The sequence below is a fragment of the Marcopretia estuarina LEGE 06307 genome, assembly GCF_056633115.1.
In genome coordinates, this window is record NZ_JBSJOY010000001.1 from 169,456 (window position 1) to 186,556 (window position 17,101).

A 17,101-nucleotide genomic window follows, 5' to 3' on the forward strand; every position below is an offset into this window, starting at 1 on the left:
CCCCAAGACTGACACCCCCCGAGAGGCGGCGATCCACGCTCCCCTGCCATGACCGCGGCCCACACCTGCTCCAAACGGTTCAGCGGCTACCCCTGCTGCCATCGCCAGTGGCGCCATCCCGGCCACTGCCGTTTCGTGCACGGCTACAGCCGCAGCTTCACCGTGTGGTTCCGGGCCACCCAGCTGGATGCCAACGGTTTCGTGGTGGATTTCTCCTCCCTGCAGCCGCTTGAGGCGAGGCTGGCCGTTCAGTTCGATCACACCTTCCTGGTGAATGCCGACGACCCGCTGCTGCCCCAGTGGCAGGCGCTGCACAGCCAGGGCGCCCTCGACCTGCGTGTGATGGACAACGTGGGCATGGAAAGCAGCGCCGAGCTGGTGTGGGGGTGGGCGAACGAGCTGCTGCTGGCGCGCGATGGCGGCCGCGCCTGTTGCTGGAAGGTGGAGGCCCGGGAGAACGAAAAGAACGCCGCCTGCTATGAGGCCGTTCCCACCTGGTTTCAGCCGGTCCTGTGAGCCCCGAACGTCTGGCCACGGCCTGGGCCCTGTTTCAGGCCCTGCTGATCGAGGCGATGCCGTTTCTGTTGATCGGGGTCACCATCTCCACCCTGGCCCGCTGGCTCAGCCCGGGCGGGCAGTGGGTGCGGCGCCTGCCAGCCCATCCATTGCTGGGGCCGCTCACCGGTGCCGCGCTCGGCTTTGCCCTGCCTGCCTGTGAATGCGGCAATGTGCCGGTGGCGCGTCAGCTGCTGGCCACCGGGGCGCCGCTGGCCACGGCGCTCGGTTTCCTGTTCGCGGCACCGGTGCTCAACCCGATCGTGGTGGCCAGCACCTGGGCCGCCTTCCCCAACCAGCCCTGGCTGCTGGTGGCCCGGCCCGTGGGGGCGGTGCTGATCGCGCTCGTGCTCGCCACCCTGCTGGCCCGCCTGCCGGAGGCGGCGCTGCTGCAGCCGGCGCTGCTGGAGGAACGGCGGCTGGTGCTGCCGCTCAGCCAGGTCAGCCTGCTGGAGCGCCGCAGTGGGGTGATCGGTGCTGACCCGCTGGCGGCCCAGGCCCTGGCGGCTGCTCCACGCCGCACGCCCCGCGCTCCGCTGGCGGAAATCCTGGGCCATGGCAGCCGGGAGTTCATCGAGCTGGCGGCCCTGCTGGTGTTCGGCTGCGTGATCGCCGCCCTCGTGCAGACGCTGGTGCCGCGGCCCTGGCTGCTCGCGGTGGGTGGGGCCCCCACCCTCTCGATCCTGGCCCTGATGCTGCTGAGCCTGGTGGTGTCGGTGTGCTCCAGCGTGGATGCCTTCCTGGCCCTGGGCTTCGCGGCCCAGGTCACCCCGGGTGCCCTGCTGGCTTTCCTGTTGCTTGGGCCCGTGATCGATATCAAGCTGGTGGGGCTGTTCGGCGTGTTGCTGCGTCCGCGCGCCATCCTGCTCACGGCCGTCAGCGCCGTGCTGGTCGTGCTGCTGATCGGTCAGTGGGTGAACCTGTGGCTGCTGTGACACTCCCCCGACGTCTGCGCGGCGGCCGCTGGTTGCGGCCCCTCGGCCTGGGGCTGTGGGGGGCCGTGCTGCTCCAGAGCGGCATCAGCGGCCGGCTGGATCTGCTGCTGAGGGCCGTGTTCCATCCGTTGGTGTGGATCAGCGGCGTGGTGCTGGTGGTCGTGGCGCTGCTGGAGCTGGTGGGAGGGGGTGGCGCCGCCCCCACGCCGCGGCAACGCACCGTGCTGCTGGTGGGCGTGGTGGTGGCGATCGCGGTCCTGCTGGTGCCACCGCGGCCCTCGTTCGCCGATCTCGCCGCCAACCGCGACCGCGAACTGCTCGATGAGCCGGGCCTGAATTTCGTGGTGCCGCCGGGCCAGCGCAGCCTCACCGAGTGGGTGCGCCTGCTGCGCAGCCAGCCCGACCCGAAGCTGCATGCGGGCGATCCGGTGCGCATCAGCGGCTTCGTGCTGCCCGTGCCCGGGGACCGTCCCCAGCTGGCTCGCCTGCTGGTGCGCTGCTGCCTGGTGGATGCCACGCCGGTGGGGCTGCCGGTGCTGTGGCCCCCGGGCCGGCCGCTGCCAAAGGCCGATCAGTGGCTGGAGCTGCGCGGCGTGATGGACACCGAACGCTTTGACGGCCAGACCCGCAGCGTGATCCGCGCGGAGTCGGTGCGACCGATCCCCCGGCCGGTGCGGCCGCTCGAACCATGAGGGCCCTGCGCCTGGCCCTGCTGGCTGGTGTGCTGCTGGCCGTCGCCCAGCAGCAGGTGCTGCTGCATCGGCCGCCGCGGCTGCTGGCGCTGGAGCAGGCGGCGGCCAGCTCCGGCCCGGCGGCCCTGAACCTGCGCTTCAGCCGGCCGATGAATCCCGGCAGCGTGGCGGCCCGCACCCGCCTGGAGCCGCCGCTGCGCTTCGATCTGCAGGGCGGTGGCAACCCGTTGCTGCTGCTGCCGGGCCAGGGGCAGCGGCTGGTCACCCCGTTGCGGCTGCAGCTGCAGGGCGACGACCGGCGTGGCCTGCCGATGCGTCCGGCCCTTTGGCAATGGGATCCGCGCGCCCATCTGCTGGCGGTGGTGCCGGTGGGCAGCGGTGAGCAGGTGCAGGTGCGGCAGCACGATGGTGGTTGGACGGCACTGTCTCCGGTGTGGAGCTCGATTACCGAGATCGAGCCGCTGGGCGATGGCTCCGGCTTGGGGATCGTGAGCCGGGACGACCAGGGGCGTCACCAGGTGTGGCGCCTCAACCTGCAGGAGCGCAACCTGGCGTGGGTGGCCGCCATGGACGCACCGCTGCGGCCCGATCTGGGCCGGGTGCGGCAGACGGGCATCGATCGCTTCACGCGCGAGGCGCTGCAGTACGCCCAGCTGAGCAGCAACCGGCAGGGCGATCTGCTGGTGCAATCCACGCCGATGACCCAGGGGCCGGAAGATCTGGTGCAGTGGTTCCGCGGCGGCGGCAGGCGACGTCTCGAGATCGAGGCCAGTGGACCGGTGGCGCTGCTGCCCGGCGGCGGTGAGCTGATCGTGCCGGAGCGGGAGGGGCTGTCGCTGCGCACCCTGCCGCCGCGGGAACCACGCCGCCAGATCCTGCCCGGCAGCCGCGACCTCAGCAGCTTCTGCCCGGTGGCGGGGCGGGCGCTGCTGGTGCGGCACTGGCCCGATTTCCGGCGCTCGCTGGAGCTGGTGGAGCCGGGGCAGGCACCGCGGCCGCTCTGGATCGGCAGCGCCGGGCTGGTGGCCAGCGCCTGCTCCCGTGGCGGCGAACGGGTGTGGGCGCTGCTGATCGAGGGCATCGCTGAGCCGCGGCTGATCCTGCTGGCCCTCGATCGCAACGGCGCGGTGCTGCAACGCCGAGAGCTGAGCGGCTGGGAGCTGGAGCCGGGCACCGGCCTCCACTACGACCCCACCGGCGAACGGTTGCTGCTCACCCTGCGCCGCCTGGAGCTCGACACCCCTGCCGGCGGCCCGCCCCAGCGCCGTGAGGCCCAGCCCGCCCTGATCGATCCGTTCAGCCTCGAGCTCACCTTGATCGACAAGCCGGTGCGCCAGGCCCAGTGGCTGCCAGCCGGCTGAGGGGCGCCCGCTCCCGCTCAGGCCAGCCGTTGCCGTGGGGCCAGCGCCAGGGCCAGCAGGAAGCCCACCAGCTGCATCAGCACCACGCAGGGACCTGACGGCAGGTTCAGGCTGCCGGAGAGCAGCAGGCCGAGCACGGCGCAGATGGCGCCAAGGCCAGCGGCCAGCGCCACGTAGACATTGAACTGAACACTCACCAGCCGGGAGGCACAGGCGGGGATCACCACGAAGGCGCTGATCAGCAGCACCCCCACCGCCTTGATCGAGATCGCCACCACCACCGCCAGCAGCACGATGAAAAGGAGCCGGTGCAGCGGTACTGCCACCCCACGCGAGAGCGCCAGCGGCTCATCGAGCGTGAGCAGGATCTGGTCGCGGCGGGTGAGGCCCAGGTAGCCCACGGCAGTCAGCAGCAGGGCCACGATCAGCCCCAGGTCGAGCCAGGAGATGCCGAGAATGTCGCCGAAGAGCAGCTGATGGATGCCGCCCTTGTAGCTGCGCACGAAACTGAGCGCCACCACGGCGATCGCCAGCGACGAGGAATAAACGATGTTGAGCAGGGCATCGGTGGGCAGCTGGCTGCGTTCCACCAGGCGGCTCACCACCAGGGCGAACAGCACCGCGAAGGGGATCAGCACCAAGGTGGGGTTGAGGCCCAGCAGGATGCCGAGGGTGATGCCGAGCAGGGCCGAATGGCCGAGCGCATCACTGAAGAAGGAGAGCTGACGCAGCACCGCGAAACTGCCCAGCAGGCCGCCCAGGGCACCGGTGAGCAGGCCGCCGATCAGGGCACGCTGCATGAAGGGCAGGGCCAGCAGCTCGGCCAGGGCCACGCCGTCGTTCATCGGTGGTGATGGTGGTAGGGCACATACCCCCGGCCGTAGACCCGCTCCAGCTGGGCGGGGCTGAGGGCGTGATCGGGGGGGCCGGAGCAGCGCAGGCTGCGGTTCAGGCACAGCACGCCATCGCAGGTGCGCCGCACCATCTCAAGGTCGTGCGACACCTGCAGGATCGTCCAGCCCTCGCTGCGGCGCAGGTCGAACAGCAGGCCGTAGAACTGCTCCGCCGCCTGGCTGTCGAGGCCGGCCTGGGCCTCATCGAGCACCAGCAGGCGCCGGGGCCGCACCACGCAGAAGGCCAGCAGCACGCGCTTGGTCTGGCCGCCGGAGAGCTCGCTGATCAGCCGGTCGGCCAGGTCGCCGCAGCCGGTTTTGGCCAGCGCCTGGCGCACCGCCTGCCGCCGCCGCTCACCGCCGCGCCAGGGCAACTGCAGCCCGGGCGGATCCCAGCCGAGCCCCACGAAGTCGGCCACGCTGAGGGGGCAGCGGTAGCGGACGGTGAAGGACTGGGGCAGATAAGCCACCTGGGCCCGCACCGAAGCGGGCAGCTGGCCCTGGGGGCCCATCGGCCGACCCAGTAGCCGCACCTGGCCGCTCTGGCGCGGCAGGATGCCCAGCAGCGCCTGCACGAGGGTGCTCTTGCCGGCCCCGTTGGGGCCCACCAGCGCCGTGTCGGTTTCCGCCGCCAGGGTGAAGCTCACCCCCTCCACGGCTGTCGTGCCCTCGCGCCGCACCGTGAGGTCGCTGACTTCGAGAACCATTTCCGCCATGGGTTCAGCCTACCGGCCGTGCGGGGGGATCCATCGCCCGGGAGATCGCTGCAGGTGGAAGCGCCGCCAGGTGGTGGGCTGCTGCCACCAGTGCCGCTGGTCCGGGCCGGCTCACTTGCCGAAGGCCTTGACCAGATCCGACACATTGCGGCGCATCTGCACGGTGTAGTAGCCGGGGTTTTCGCCCTCGGCCGGACCGGTTTCGAGCGGATCGAACACGCTCACCCGCACACCGAGGTCGCCGGCGAGGGCGTTGAACGAGCGGCTGCCTTCCTGCGGCTCGGAGAGCAGGGCCTTGAGATCGGACTGCTTCACCTGCTCGGCCACCCGTTGCAGATCGGCCGGGGTGGGGTTCTGCTCGGGCGCCTCCACCACGAAGGCGGTCTTGAGCTTGTAGCGCTCGGCGAAGTAGGGGGCGAAGTCGTGGAAGGCCACGAAGGTCTTGCCGGCGAAGGGCTTGAGCTGGGCGGCGAGCTCGGCATTCAGTGCCTGCAGCTCGGCGGTGAAGCTGGCGGCGTTGGCGCTGAACTGCTCCTTGCAGGCGGGCTTGGCGGCGATCAGGCCATCCCGGATCGTTTCCACCTGCTGGACGGCCCGCAGCGGATCGAGCCAGATGTGGGGGTTGATCGGGCCGTGCGCGTGGCCGTGATCATGCCCCTGGTCGTGCTCTTTGGCCGCCTCCTGGCTTCCCGCCGCCTCGCCAGCGGGATCACTTCCATGGTCGTGGCCATGGTCATGCCCGTGCTCACCATCGCCTTTCTCCGCGGCCTTCTCGTCCGCATTGGCCAGGGTCGCAACGCCGCTGCTGGTGTCGATCACGCGCAGCGTGGGGTTGTCGGCGCTGGCGATCAGCTTGTCGAGGAACGACTCCAGACCCAGGCCGTTCTTCACCAGCACGTCGGCCTTCTGCAGTTTCACCAGATCCGATGGGGTGGCCTGGAAGTCGTGGGGTCCAACATTGGTGGGAACCAGTGCCTGAACCGTGGCGCAGTCGCCCGCCACCGCCTTGGTGAATCCGGTGATCGGCAGGAAGGTGGTGACCACCTGCAGGTCGGTGCCGTTGCTGGCCGCCGGATTCTGGGCGGTCTGGCCGCAGGCGACCAGCAGGGCCGCAGAAGCCAGTACCGCCGCACGGCGCAGAAGGAGACGCATGGCAGGCAGAGGAGAGCGGGGATCCCGGCACCGAAGCGGCGAGGGGTCGAATTGAGAATCGTACTCATTTAGGTATGGCCTGCGCCCGTGCCTCGGCCTCTGCATCGCCGCCGCGCAGGCGCCGCCCTCTCACGGCGCTCCATAGGATCGGCGTTGACCCGCTGTCGACCTGGCCATGGCTTCCGAGGCAGCCGTTCCTGTTTCGCAGAACGAGAGCCCGCTGAAGCAGAGCCCGCTCAACGCCAAACAGAGCCATCTGCTCGATCAGCTGCAGGCCGCCGGCCACGAGCTTTCCGGCCAGGACCTGCATGCCCGGCTGCGCGGCACGCCCCATGGCATGGGCCTGGCCACGGTGTACCGGCACCTGCGCCAGCTGCAGCAGCGCGGGCTGGTTCGTTGCCGCCATCTGCCCAGTGGCGAAGCCCTCTACGCCCCCACCGAACGGGACGAGCACCATCTCACCTGCGTCGATTGCGGCCGCACCCTGCCGCTGCGGGCCTGCCCCATGCACGACGTCCACCTGCAACCCCAGCAGCTGGACGGCTTCCGGCTGCTGTTCCACACCCTGGAGTTCTTCGGCATCTGCCCCAGCTGCCAGGCCCGCCACGACGCTCCCTGAGCGCCAAGCGGAAGGCCCGGCATGAAAGGCGGCTCTGCCACACCGTCACAGCGCCGCCTTGCCAAACCCAGGGTTCACAACTGCGCCAACCAGGCCAGCAGTTCTCGGCGAGCCTGCACGGACAGCTGTTCGTAGCGCAACCGCGACGTTTCTGCTTCCCCTCCATGCCACAGGATCGCTTCTTCAAGCGTGCGGGCCCGACCGTCGTGAAGGAAACCGGCTGAGGCGTTCACCCGCTGGGTCAGGCCTACGCCCCAGAGCGGCGCGGTGCGCCATTCGCTCCCTGCCGCCCCCTGCTCCGCGACCCCGTCATCAAGGCCGGGGCCCAGGTCGTGGAGCAGTAGATCGGTGTAGGGCCAGATCGTCTGGCCTTGCAGCGCCTGCGCCACCGCCTGCGGCGAGCGGCCGGTGATCAGCTGGGGCACATGGCAGCTGGCGCACTGGAGCGAGTCGAACAGCTCCTGGCCCCGCCTCACCGCTTGGCTGGAGGCCGGCAGGGCGGTGCGGGGCGCTCCCAGGGTCTGGCTGTAGAAGGTCACCAGGGTCAGCTCTTCGTCGCTGATATCAGCCGCTTGCCCAGCGGCAGCAAGGCCGGAACCGGGCACTGCCTCTGTGGTCAGGGCCTCTGTGGTCAGGCCCATGTCATTGAGAAAGGCGGCGGTGGTCTGCTCGCGCACGGAAGCTGCCAGGGCCTTCCAGCCGAACCGTCCCAGCCGCCGCTGACCGGAGTCAGCCACCAACCAGTGGGGACGGCCGGAAATGCCGTCGCCATCGTGGTCGTCGGCATCGGCGCGGCCCAGGATCACCGTCTCCGGCACTGCCTCCAGCAGACCCATGCCGATCAGCGGCGGCGCCACACGTAAGGAGCGGGCCACGCTGGCGGCCGCCAGATCAACGCCTTCCGGCCCTTTGAGGTGCACCAACGGCCGCCGCAGGCCCCCCTGCGCTTGCCATTCCACCTGTACAGCCGCATCGGGCCGCCAGCCCAACACCGCCCGGTCCCTCACCTGATGACCGAGGCCCGGCACGGGCCGGCCATCCGGAAGGGCCACCCGCACCAACGCTTCTCCCATCAGCGGTCGGCCGCGGCCGTTGCGCACATGGCAGGCGATGCAGGAGGCGGCATTGAACCGGGGGCCCAGGCCAGCACCGGGGGATCCGGCCAGAGGCACATGGGTGCGATCGAACAGCACATCGGAGATCAGATGGCGGTCGAGTTCGGCGGGGCTGAGGCCGGCGGCCGGTTGCTCAAAGGAAGCCGATGTGCGGTTGGCCACCGTCATCACTCCGGCGGCCCGCTGCGGATCAGTCGCCGCCACCTTGGGTTGCAGCCGGATGGCCAGCACCACCAGCAAGGCCAGCAGGCCCAGCATCATTGGCAGCACCAACCGCCACATCGGCGGCCTCTTGCAACAGTGGCGAGCCATCAGGACAGTAGGTGTGCCGACCGTTCCAGCAGTTTTGCGGTGCTGTGCAGCTGGGTGATCAGCTGCTGCATCGCCTGACGGGAGGAGGGATCAGCGAGGGCGTCGTTGAGCGGCTGGGGCAGGGCCTTGGCCATCGCCACCGCGGCGGCGCTCTGGGCGTCGATCTGGCTGGCCAGCTCCAGATCGCGGCCGCGGATCAGGCCAAGCAGCCCTGTAGCCAGTAGCACCCGCCGGGCTCCTTCCACGTTGGCCACCAGATCCGCTCGGGTGTTGCCGCTGGCGGCACTTTCCAGGGTGTGGGGATCGCGTGTGTTGAGTGGTTGGCCAAGCTTTTCATCGCCCCCCTCCTGGAGCAGGCCGATCACTCCCTGCAGCATCTCCTGCACCGCTGCGCCGGCTTCGCCAGGACTGCTGTTCCGTGCCCCGAAGCCCTGCGGCCCCGACCAGCTGGCCAGCAGTCCTTCCGCCTGGTTGTGAAGATCAGCGGCCGCCAGACCCAGGTAGACGAGTTCGTTGGCGCTCAGTTGCTCTGCACTGGGAGGGCTGCCGGTTCGCCCGCCGTAGATCACCCATTCGATGCCGTGGAACCCCTTGGCGGTTTCACTGAGCGTGGCGAAGGTTTCGGGGCTGAAGCGTCCGCTGCTCAGAGCAGTCGCGAGGTCCTTGCGGTTCACCGGCCAGTCGTCCATGGCCCCGTCGAAACCCTCCGTGGCGGCGGGGCCGAATGCCCAGCTCTCGCTGGTCTCCCAGGTCTGGCGGGCCGCCAGCCAGGCCTGGCGGGTCGACTGGAGATGGGCCTCGGTGGGTTTGTCCGTGAGGAGCCGGATGGCGTCCTGCAGAGCAGCTGTCTGCTTCACGAGCTGCGCATAGTTGGGCGTGACCACCGTCTCCACGAAGGACGTCACCACTGCCTGTTCTGTCGGAACCGCCTGATCCGTCGGCACAGCTGTGACGGAGTTGGTGCTGGGAATGCTGCAGGCACTCAGGGTGAGGCCCAGCCAAAGCGGCAGGCTCAGAGCGAGGCGGCGACACCGGAGCTGGATGTGCGTCATGGTCTGCGGCTGACAGCTGTCGGCACTGTCCCCCGGCTGCTGTGCAGCGCAGGGCCCATTGGCCACCCACCGGTGTGATGGTTGGCACCGGGTTCCGCATCCAGCACAAAGGGCCAGTGGCCGCAGGCCTGCCGGTCTTGGCACTGACGCCAGCGGAGCCTGTCACCAAAGACACCCGGCTCTGTGCCCGGGGGATGCCATCCGCTCCTCAGCCCGCACAATCTGTCTCCATTGGCCCTGATGCCCCATGCCCGGATCCCGCCTCAGCCTTTCATTCATCGCCGGGGTGCTAATCGCCGCGACCACGGGTTGTGGATTCATCCCTGGCTTTCTGGTGCCTCAGAACCCGGGCCGCGACGACGCCAGCGAAGAGCGAGACAGCCGCGATGACAGCGACGACGACCGTGATGGGGGCGAGAAACGCAAAGGAAACGATGACGACGATGGCGATGACTGAGACAGCAGTCGCTGATTCGCACAGTGGTTGCGGGGACGGAATCAGCAGCGGATACCCCAAGGCTGGACTGGTCGGCAGGGCAACCGGCCACGATCAGTCCTAAGAGCTTTGATAACGATTATCTTTTTCGCTTCATTCACCTTGCCCCCAGCCCTCCATGACCCAGCCTCTGCTTCGCCTGATCGTTCCTGGCGCCCTCGGTCTGCTGGCGCCGCTGGCCCCCGTTGGCGCCAGCGCGGCGGAGCTCAACCTGGAGGGCATCCAGCGCTATGCCGCGGGCCAGGCCGCCGATGGCCTCAGCGCCGACCAGGTCACCAGCATCAACCAGTTCTCAGATGTTCAGCCCACCGAGTGGGCCTACCAGGCGCTCTCGAACCTGATCGAGCGCTACGGCTGCGTCGCCGGCTATCCCGACGGCACCTTCCGCGGCAAGCAGGCCCTCAGCCGCTGGGAAGCCGCCGCCCTGCTCAACGCCTGCCTCGATCGCATCACCGAGGTGACCGACGAGCTGCGCCGCCTGCTCAAGGAATTCGAAGCTGAACTGGCCGTGCTCAAGGGCCGGGTGGATGGCCTCGACGCCAAGGTCGGCGAGCTGGAAGCCAGCCAGTTCTCCACCACCACCAAGCTGAGCGGCCAGGCCACCTTCGTGCTCGGGGCGAATGCCTTCGGCGGCAGTGCTCCAACAGGGGCGGTCCGCCAGGAGGTGGGCGCCACCACCTTCAGCTACGACCTCCAGCTCAGCTTCGACACCAGCTTCAGCGGCAAGGATCTGCTGCGCACGATCCTGCGGGCCGGCAATTTCGCCGACAGCGCCTTCGGCGGCGCCGGCCCCACCGGCGGCCTCTCCACCCTGGAAGTGGCGTTCCAGGAGGATTGCGGCGACAACGCCGACTGCGGCGATGTGGTGGCGATCGACAAGCTCTTCTATCAATTCCCGCTAGGCAGCGGCTTCACCGCCACCCTCGGTGGCCGCGTCGGTCAGGAAGACATGCTCGCCCTGTGGCCGAGCGTCTACCCCAGCGACACGATCCTGAACGTGCTCACCCTCAACGGTGCACCGGCGGCTTACAACAAGAACCTTGGCCCCGGCGCCGGCCTCTGGTGGCAGAACGGTGGCTTCAGTGTGAGCGCCAACTACGTGGCCGCCAACGGCAGCGCCGGCAATCCGAGCGAGGGCGGAATCGGCACCAGCGCCAGCGCCGGTACCGGCACCGTGCAGATCGGTTATGCGCAGGAGCAATGGGCCGTGGCTGCGATCTACAGCTACATCCAGTCAGGGGTGGGGGTGCCCGGCACCACGCCCATCACCGCCCTCGCCTTCGAGAACCCCAGCAGCAGCACCAATGCCATCGGCCTCAGCGGCTACTGGCAACCCTCCGGCTCCGGCTGGCTGCCCTCGATCAGTGCCGGCTGGGGCATCAACTCCACGTCGTACGACGGCCAGGAGGTGGATGGCGATGTGCGCACCAGTCAGTCGTGGATGGTGGGGCTGGAGTGGAGCGATGTGTTCGTGAAAGGGAACGCCCTCGGCATGGCCGTGGGCCAGCCGGTCTTCGCCACGGCCCTCGAAGGCAGCGACTCCCCCAACGACGGCAATGTCGTGTGGGAGTGGTGGTACAAGTTCCAGGTGAGCGACAACATTTCCGTGACGCCCGCCCTCTTCTATCTCAGCCGGCCCCTGGGCCAGGACACTCCCTCCGGCGAGACCTTCAACCAATTGGGTGGCCTGGTGAAAACCACCTTCCGGTTCTGATCCGGGGGTTTGGAGGCTGTGAGCTGACTCTGTGTTCAGGATGGCCGTTCTGGTCTGATGCACTGGCTAGCGACGCGCGCCATGGAGTGGCTGCAGCGGCCCCATCTCACCGCGGCAGCTGGCACTCCAGTTCCCGCAGCCGCGCTTCCAGTGCCTCGATGCGTTCGAGGTAGGTGAGGGCCAGGGCCATGCCGGGCACGTTGAGGCCGAAGTCGTCGCGCAGGCGGGCGGCGCGGCGGGCCAGCGTGAGGGTGCGGGCATGGAAGCACCAGGAGGTGCCCGTGCCGGTGAGCTGGAACACGCCGAACTGGACCAGTTCACTCACCTCTTCATGGGCCAGGCCGGAGGCCGCCAGCAACTCCTCGAGCGCCACCGGGCTGTCGTCGTCGGCGGGAATCAGCGGATCGTCAGCCATGGGTGGCGGCTCCTTCGAACGATGGACGGGGGTTGAACGCGGAGGCTTCGGCCAGCTCGCGGTAGAGCTCCCGTTCGCGATCACCGATCTGCTCCGGCATCACGATCTGGATCACACCGTAAAGATCGCCGGCGCCCTCCTTGCGCCGTGGCAGACCCTTGCCCGCCAGCCGCAGCTTCTGGCCGTTGCGCATGCCCGGCCGCACGGTCACCCGCGCTGTGCCAGCGAGCGTGGGCAGCTCGATCTCAGCGCCCAGTGCTGCCTCCCAGGGGGCGATCGGCAGCTCCAGGTAGAGGTCGTGGCCCACGGGGCGAAACCGGGGGTGTGGCTTGAGCCGGATCTCCAGGAACAGATCACCGGCCGGGCCGCTGCCGAGGCCGGGGCCCCCACGGCCCGGCACCCGCAGGCGCTCGCCATCGGCCACACCGCGCGGCACCCGGATCGTGCCGGAGCGGGGTTCCCGCGCCATGCCGCCGTCGGCGCGGCGGCTGGGAACGCTGAGCGTGAACGCCACTTCGGTGCCCTGGGCCGCCTGCTCCAGCGTCAGTTCCGTGGTCACCTCCAGGTCCTGGCCTCGGACCGGGAAGCCGCCAGCCTGTTGGCCGAAACCGCCGGAGCTACCGAAACCGCCACCAAACCCACCGGCGCCGCCAGAAACGCCAAAGCCCATCTGCTCGAACAGATCGGCCAGATCCACGTCCTGACCGGCCGGCTGGCCGCCCTCCCGCCGGAAGCGGCTCTCCCAGTCGGGCGGTGGGCTGAAGTCCTCCCCGCTGCCATGGCGGCCCAGGTCGTCGTAGGCCTGGCGCTTCTCGGGATCGGAAAGGGTCTGGTAGGCCTCGCTGATCTCCTTGAAGCGCTCCTCGGCACCGGGCTCCTTGGCCACGTCCGGGTGGGTGCGGCGGGCCAGCCGCCGGTAGGCCTTCTTGATCGCGTCGCCATCGGCGTCGCGCTCCAGCTCCAGGGCGGCGTAGTAGTCCTTGAACTTCATCGTCGCCGGGCCTCCGAACAGAGCTGCGCCTGGAGGGTGGCCGCCTGTGGGGGCGGCCCGCACGGGGCTCCTCCCAACCCTGCCACGCCCAGCCGTGATCGCGCCGCGTCAGGCGTAGGAACGGCAGCTTCCTGGCCGCGCCCTGGCCGCTTGCCAGCCTGCAACCGGCCGCATCAGCGAGCCAGCTCGCAGAGGCCAGGCGCCAGACTGGTGGGATCAGCTCCGCCCTGGCCGCCATCGCCATGACCAGCACCGCCAGTGATCTCCACGCCACCGATGTCCGCGCCGACGGCCCTGCGACGGTGCCCATCCCCGCCATGGCGGAGGCCGGCATCACCAGCCTGCCGGTGACGATCCTCACCGGCTTTCTCGGCGCCGGCAAAACCACCCTGCTGAATCACATCCTCAGCAACCAGGACGGCATCAAGACCGCCGTCCTGGTGAATGAGTTCGGTGAGATCGGCATCGACAACGACCTGATCATCGCCACCGGCGACGACATGGTGGAGCTGAGCAACGGTTGCATCTGCTGCTCGATCAACGGCGAACTGCTGGAGGCGGTGGAGCGCATCCTCGATCGCCCCGATCCGGTCGACTACCTGGTGGTGGAAACCACCGGCCTCGCCGATCCGCTGCCGGTGGCGATGACCTTTCTCGGCAGCGAGCTGCGCGACACCACCCGGCTCGATTCGATCATCACCTTGATCGATGCGGAGAACTTTGACGACTCCACCATGGCGAGCGAGGTGGGGCGCGCCCAGGTGATCTATGGCGACATCCTGCTGCTCAACAAGACCGATCTGGTGGCGGAGGAGCGGCTGGTGGAGGTGGAATCACGCCTGCGCGAGCTGAAGAAGGACGCGCGCATCCTGCGCTCGGTCAGCGGGCAGGTGCCGCTGCCGTTGCTGCTGAGCGTGGGGCTGTTCGAGTCCGATCGGGTGGTGGCGGACCAGGCCGGCGAGGCCAAGGCGCACAGCCACGACCACGGCCATGACCACGATCACGATCACGGCCACAGCCATGCCCACAGCGCCGGCGCGGCCGAGGGTGCCGCCGCAACCCACGCCACTGCCGCTGACCACACCGCTGACCACAGCGCCTGCGACCACGACCATGGCCAGTGCGTCCACGTCCACGACCACAGCAGCCATGGCCATGACCACAGCCACGATCACGCCCATGGCGACGGCGTCCATGCCGCCGACCATCTGGCGATCGAAGGCTTCACCTCGCTCTCCTTCGCTGCCGAGGGGCCTTTCTCGTTGCGCAAGTTCCAGAACTTCCTCGACAACCAGATGCCGGCCGGGGTGTTCCGGGCCAAGGGAATCCTCTGGTTCAGCGAAAGCGAGCGGCGCCATGTGTTCCACCTGGCGGGCAAGCGCTTCTCGATCGACGACACCGACTGGAAAGGACCGCGCAAGAACCAGCTGGTGCTGATCGGCAAGGAGCTCGATCACGACAAGCTGCGCCGTCAGCTGCGGGCCTGCGTCGCCAGCGGTGCGGCCGGCAAGGGCTTTTCCTGACGCTCTTCGCCAGACAGCCCTTCAACCTGAGGCCCCGCATCCAAAGGTTGCCGTTGAACTCCCGGGCGGCGGGGCTGGCTTCATACTGACCCCGCAGTGGTTTGCCGGTGCGCACCCCGGTGAGGCAACGAGGAAAGTCCGGTGCCAGCATCACCCTTGTCCGAAGGCGTGGTGGTCACTCCGGCGCTGTCCCGCAGCTGTGATGGGCCCCATCAACAGGTTGGCCCTCAGCCAGAACGCTCGCCCCTGCTCCTCCCCCTTCAATCCCCGGCGCGGACCGGAGTTCACCATGCCCTTCGCTTCCCTCAAGTCCTCGTCAGGCCGAGATCTGGTGCTGGCCGGCTGCGCCGGTCTTGGCCTCAGCCTGCTGGGCACCCTGCCCGCCTCCGCCCACGGCCTGGCAGGAGCCGGCCTGGCGGGTGGCTTCAGCCATCCCCTCACCGGCCTCGACCACCTCTTCCTGCTGGTGGGCGTGGGTGCGGCCTCGTCGTTCGTGAGTGCCCAGCTCCTGCTGTTCGCCCTGGCCGGTGCCGTGATCGGGGCGTTCTTCGGTGTCAGCGGCGGCGGCCTGCCCGTGGCTGAGCTGCTGGCGGCACTGGCGGTTTCGGGTCTGGGTGTGCTGATCCTGATGAGCCGCCGCTCTGGCCAACCTCCTTCCATTCCTGCGGCCGGCACCGTGGTGACGGTGGCGGTGGCGATCCACGCGATGCTGCACGGCCATGAAGCCAGCGGTGCCAGCAGCTGGTGGGCGGGAGCCCTGCTGGCCTCCGGCCTCACCGTGGGGGTCACGTTCCTGTTGCTGCGCCGGCTCGGCACCGCCTGGACCGTGCGTCTTGCCGTTCTGCTCACCGTGGTGGGTGCGCTGCTGGCCCTGGGGCCGATCGGTCTGCTCGCCGGCGCCGGCGCCGCCTGAGCTGAGCACCAATCGCAGTCATCGACACAGTCAGCCCTCAGGTTCTGGCTAACGTTGCTGGATACCGGTTGGGTGCCATGGTCGAACTTCTGCTTTTCACCGGCGTCATCGCCCTGTTCGGCCTGGCCTTCTGGCTCACCACCGACTCTGACGACGACAATTCCGGCGGCGGTCTGATGCAGCCGGCTCTCGTTCCAGTCCGGGTCCGCCCCAGCCGCTGAACGCTTCCCTCTATCTAGCCCTCAGCGATCATCAGCCCTGCTGATGGTCGCTTTTTCTTTGGGTTGCCTTGCCTGCGGGGAATCTGTCTGGCGTGCCATTCCACAGGGCAGAGCCCGCTTCTCATGCCCCAGCCACGACAGACAAGCGGCCTGAGCGGTTCTCGTTCCTGGGTGTTTCCCCCATCCACTGATCCAACGGTCTTTCTTCGGGTCACATTTGTTACTTCCGGTCGCACCCTTTCGACGTGGGTAGCTAAACCCTGATTCCTACGCTCCAGATGTTGCATTCGCGCCATCGGGCGCTCCATCTCCTGGATGAAACGGATCTCTTCCGCCACCGTGAGGCTGGCTGCTGCCGGTCTCACGGTTGTTTCGATCGCCACCGCCGTTGGTGCCGGCCTGGCGCAACAGGCGCCCAACCGCAAACCCGTTGAAATCGGGGTGTACTCGGGCCGCCACTACAACACGGACAAAGAGCTCTACCGCCAGTTCACCGCCCGCACAGGCATCAAGGTGAACGTGCTGGAAGCCAAGGACGACGCCATCATCGAGCGCCTCAAGAGTGAAGGTCGCAACAGCCCGGCCGATGTGCTCGTGCTGGTGGATGCCGCCCGCCTCGACACCGCCACCGACCAGGGCCTGTTCCAGCCCAGCCGCTCCGCAGCCCTGCAGCGCGATGTGCCCGCCAACCTGCGCGACTCCCAGGGGCGCTGGTACGGCCTCACCCGCCGGGTGCGCGCGGTGGTGGTCAACCCGAAGCTGGTGAATCCCGCCACGATTCGCACCTACGCCGATCTGGCCAAGCCTGCCCTCAAGGGCAAGCTCTGCCTGCGCGACCGCAAGAGCCCCTACAACCAGTCGCTGGTGGCCAGCCAGATGATCCTGCGCGGCGACGCGACCGCACGCAACTGGGTGCGCGGCATGGTGGCCAACGTGAAGCAGCCGTTTTTCACCTCGGACACCCCCCTGGCCCGTGCCGTCGCCCGGGGTGAGTGCGCGGTTGGCGTCGTCAACTCGTACTACGTGGCCCGCATGCTTTCGGGCGAAGGTGGCGCCGAGGACAAGCGCCTGGCTGAGCAGCTCCGGGTGGTCTACGTGAATCCCTCCCACGTCAACATCAGTGGTGCCGGCGTCACGCGCCATGCCAAGAATCCCCAGGCTGCGCTCAGGCTGATCGAGTTTCTGGCCTCCCCCACCGGTGGCCGCGGCTACGCCGAAGCCAACAACGAGTACCCGCTCAAGGGCGTGGGTGACAATCCCATCCTCAAGCGCTTCGGTACCTTCAGGGCGGATGGCGTCTCGGTCGAGCAGATCGGAGCACGGAGCAGGGCCGCTACCCGGATGATGGAAACCAACGGCTGGAAGTAGGACACCGAATGGCGGCACTGGCAACAGCCGAACGCGCACCAGCTGTCAAGGGCGCACC

The 17,101-nt window shown here is 68.7% G+C and carries 18 protein-coding genes and 1 riboswitch; of the genes, 11 read left to right on the plus strand and 7 right to left on the minus strand.

Annotated elements, in window-relative coordinates; genetic code table 11:
• Positions 1-48: 48 nt before the first annotated feature.
• From ACWJI3_RS00880 to ACWJI3_RS00895, 4 genes are read left to right on the plus strand one after another with little or no spacing between them, the layout of a single operon-like run.
• On the plus strand, positions 49-516 hold the full coding sequence (locus ACWJI3_RS00880) for a 6-carboxytetrahydropterin synthase (protein ID WP_094510917.1): 468 nt from the start codon (positions 49-51) through the stop codon (positions 514-516).
• Positions 513-1,490 carry a permease gene (locus tag ACWJI3_RS00885; RefSeq protein ID WP_255099572.1) on the plus strand — a complete coding sequence of 326 codons (978 nt, stop codon included), beginning with the start codon at positions 513-515 and terminating at the stop codon, positions 1,488-1,490. Before ACWJI3_RS00880 ends, ACWJI3_RS00885 begins: the two co-directional genes overlap by 4 nt.
• Positions 1,487-2,182, plus strand: a complete 696-nt coding sequence (locus ACWJI3_RS00890; RefSeq protein WP_480202523.1) for a TIGR03943 family putative permease subunit — start codon at positions 1,487-1,489, stop codon at positions 2,180-2,182. Before ACWJI3_RS00885 ends, ACWJI3_RS00890 begins: the two co-directional genes overlap by 4 nt.
• Entirely contained in the window at positions 2,179-3,543 is a 1,365-nt protein-coding gene (locus tag ACWJI3_RS00895) for a hypothetical protein (RefSeq protein ID WP_480202524.1), read from the plus strand. The genes ACWJI3_RS00890 and ACWJI3_RS00895 overlap by 4 nt, the downstream gene beginning before the upstream one ends.
• A 17-nt stretch (positions 3,544-3,560) precedes the next feature.
• On the opposite strand, the gene ACWJI3_RS00900 is transcribed toward ACWJI3_RS00895, so the two are convergent.
• The 3 genes from ACWJI3_RS00900 to ACWJI3_RS00910 all read right to left on the minus strand — a co-directional run bounded on the left by ACWJI3_RS00900 (position 3,561) and on the right by ACWJI3_RS00910 (position 6,304).
• Positions 3,561-4,388: a metal ABC transporter permease gene (locus ACWJI3_RS00900; RefSeq protein WP_255099569.1), complete on the minus strand. Its 828-nt coding sequence runs from the start codon at positions 4,386-4,388 to the stop codon at positions 3,561-3,563.
• Positions 4,385-5,152, minus strand: a complete 768-nt coding sequence (locus tag ACWJI3_RS00905) for a metal ABC transporter ATP-binding protein (RefSeq protein WP_094510912.1) — start codon at positions 5,150-5,152, stop codon at positions 4,385-4,387. The genes ACWJI3_RS00900 and ACWJI3_RS00905 overlap by 4 nt, the downstream gene beginning before the upstream one ends.
• Positions 5,153-5,263: 111 nt before the next feature.
• A complete protein-coding gene (locus ACWJI3_RS00910) occupies positions 5,264-6,304 on the minus strand; it encodes a metal ABC transporter solute-binding protein, Zn/Mn family (protein WP_480202525.1) in 1,041 nt (346 codons plus the stop codon).
• A gap of 175 nt (positions 6,305-6,479) precedes the next feature.
• On the opposite strand from ACWJI3_RS00910, the gene ACWJI3_RS00915 reads away from it, so the two are divergent.
• A complete protein-coding gene (locus tag ACWJI3_RS00915; protein ID WP_480202526.1) occupies positions 6,480-6,923 on the plus strand; it encodes a Fur family transcriptional regulator in 444 nt (147 codons plus the stop codon).
• Positions 6,924-6,997: 74 nt separating this feature from the next.
• Here the strand turns inward: ACWJI3_RS00915 and ACWJI3_RS00920 are convergent, their stop codons facing one another.
• Both ACWJI3_RS00920 and ACWJI3_RS00925 read right to left on the minus strand, forming a co-directional pair.
• Positions 6,998-8,320: a di-heme oxidoredictase family protein gene (locus tag ACWJI3_RS00920; protein ID WP_480202527.1), complete on the minus strand. Its 1,323-nt coding sequence runs from the start codon at positions 8,318-8,320 to the stop codon at positions 6,998-7,000.
• 29 nt (positions 8,321-8,349) lie between these two features.
• Positions 8,350-9,402 (minus strand): imelysin family protein, encoded by a 1,053-nt coding sequence (locus tag ACWJI3_RS00925; RefSeq protein ID WP_480202528.1) that lies wholly within the window; start codon positions 9,400-9,402, stop codon positions 8,350-8,352.
• Positions 9,403-9,649: 247 nt separating this feature from the next.
• Between ACWJI3_RS00925 and ACWJI3_RS00930 the strand changes: the two genes are divergently transcribed.
• The gene (locus ACWJI3_RS00930) at positions 9,650-9,859 is read left to right on the plus strand and encodes a hypothetical protein (RefSeq protein WP_255099564.1); all 210 of its coding nucleotides are present in this window, start codon (positions 9,650-9,652) and stop codon (positions 9,857-9,859) included.
• Between the two features lie 157 nt (positions 9,860-10,016).
• Positions 10,017-11,612, plus strand: a complete 1,596-nt coding sequence (locus tag ACWJI3_RS00935) for an iron uptake porin (protein ID WP_480202529.1) — start codon at positions 10,017-10,019, stop codon at positions 11,610-11,612.
• Between the two features lie 106 nt (positions 11,613-11,718).
• Here the strand turns inward: ACWJI3_RS00935 and ACWJI3_RS00940 are convergent, their stop codons facing one another.
• Positions 11,719-12,027 carry a chaperone modulator CbpM gene (locus ACWJI3_RS00940; RefSeq protein ID WP_094510905.1) on the minus strand — a complete coding sequence of 103 codons (309 nt, stop codon included), beginning with the start codon at positions 12,025-12,027 and terminating at the stop codon, positions 11,719-11,721.
• Positions 12,020-13,018 (minus strand): DnaJ C-terminal domain-containing protein, encoded by a 999-nt coding sequence (locus tag ACWJI3_RS00945; protein WP_480202530.1) that lies wholly within the window; start codon positions 13,016-13,018, stop codon positions 12,020-12,022. The genes ACWJI3_RS00940 and ACWJI3_RS00945 overlap by 8 nt, the downstream gene beginning before the upstream one ends.
• A gap of 317 nt (positions 13,019-13,335) precedes the next feature.
• Between ACWJI3_RS00945 and ACWJI3_RS00950 the strand changes: the two genes are divergently transcribed.
• The 4 genes from ACWJI3_RS00950 (at position 13,336) to ACWJI3_RS00965 (ending at position 17,043) form a co-directional block, all read left to right on the plus strand.
• Positions 13,336-14,541, plus strand: coding sequence for a CobW family GTP-binding protein (locus ACWJI3_RS00950; protein WP_480202980.1), 1,206 nt, complete (start codon positions 13,336-13,338; stop codon positions 14,539-14,541).
• 80 nt (positions 14,542-14,621) lie between these two features.
• Positions 14,622-14,803, plus strand: a riboswitch (cobalamin riboswitch).
• A gap of 27 nt (positions 14,804-14,830) precedes the next feature.
• On the plus strand, positions 14,831-15,454 hold the full coding sequence (locus ACWJI3_RS00955; protein ID WP_480202531.1) for a HupE/UreJ family protein: 624 nt from the start codon (positions 14,831-14,833) through the stop codon (positions 15,452-15,454).
• Positions 15,455-15,531: 77 nt separating this feature from the next.
• Positions 15,532-15,675: a hypothetical protein gene (locus ACWJI3_RS00960; RefSeq protein WP_198948234.1), complete on the plus strand. Its 144-nt coding sequence runs from the start codon at positions 15,532-15,534 to the stop codon at positions 15,673-15,675.
• A gap of 315 nt (positions 15,676-15,990) precedes the next feature.
• Positions 15,991-17,043: an extracellular solute-binding protein gene (locus ACWJI3_RS00965; protein WP_094510902.1), complete on the plus strand. Its 1,053-nt coding sequence runs from the start codon at positions 15,991-15,993 to the stop codon at positions 17,041-17,043.
• Positions 17,044-17,101: the final 58 nt, after the last annotated feature.

Coding starts and splice junctions, on each gene's coding strand:
- ACWJI3_RS00900 (WP_255099569.1), bottom strand. CDS start 4,388: ATGAACGACGGCGTGGCCCTGGCCGAGCTGCTGGCCCTGCCCTTCATG.
- ACWJI3_RS00960 (WP_198948234.1), top strand. CDS start 15,532: ATGGTCGAACTTCTGCTTTTCACCGGCGTCATCGCCCTGTTCGGCCTG.
- ACWJI3_RS00910 (WP_480202525.1), bottom strand. CDS start 6,304: ATGCGTCTCCTTCTGCGCCGTGCGGCGGTACTGGCTTCTGCGGCCCTG.
- ACWJI3_RS00920 (WP_480202527.1), bottom strand. CDS start 8,320: ATGTGGCGGTTGGTGCTGCCAATGATGCTGGGCCTGCTGGCCTTGCTG.
- ACWJI3_RS00895 (WP_480202524.1), top strand. CDS start 2,179: ATGAGGGCCCTGCGCCTGGCCCTGCTGGCTGGTGTGCTGCTGGCCGTC.
- ACWJI3_RS00955 (WP_480202531.1), top strand. CDS start 14,831: ATGCCCTTCGCTTCCCTCAAGTCCTCGTCAGGCCGAGATCTGGTGCTG.
- ACWJI3_RS00945 (WP_480202530.1), bottom strand. CDS start 13,018: ATGAAGTTCAAGGACTACTACGCCGCCCTGGAGCTGGAGCGCGACGCC.
- ACWJI3_RS00915 (WP_480202526.1), top strand. CDS start 6,480: ATGGCTTCCGAGGCAGCCGTTCCTGTTTCGCAGAACGAGAGCCCGCTG.
- ACWJI3_RS00880 (WP_094510917.1), top strand. CDS start 49: ATGACCGCGGCCCACACCTGCTCCAAACGGTTCAGCGGCTACCCCTGC.
- ACWJI3_RS00905 (WP_094510912.1), bottom strand. CDS start 5,152: ATGGCGGAAATGGTTCTCGAAGTCAGCGACCTCACGGTGCGGCGCGAG.
- ACWJI3_RS00950 (WP_480202980.1), top strand. CDS start 13,336: ATGGCGGAGGCCGGCATCACCAGCCTGCCGGTGACGATCCTCACCGGC.
- ACWJI3_RS00940 (WP_094510905.1), bottom strand. CDS start 12,027: ATGGCTGACGATCCGCTGATTCCCGCCGACGACGACAGCCCGGTGGCG.
- ACWJI3_RS00930 (WP_255099564.1), top strand. CDS start 9,650: ATGCCCGGATCCCGCCTCAGCCTTTCATTCATCGCCGGGGTGCTAATC.
- ACWJI3_RS00925 (WP_480202528.1), bottom strand. CDS start 9,402: ATGACGCACATCCAGCTCCGGTGTCGCCGCCTCGCTCTGAGCCTGCCG.
- ACWJI3_RS00965 (WP_094510902.1), top strand. CDS start 15,991: ATGAAACGGATCTCTTCCGCCACCGTGAGGCTGGCTGCTGCCGGTCTC.
- ACWJI3_RS00935 (WP_480202529.1), top strand. CDS start 10,017: ATGACCCAGCCTCTGCTTCGCCTGATCGTTCCTGGCGCCCTCGGTCTG.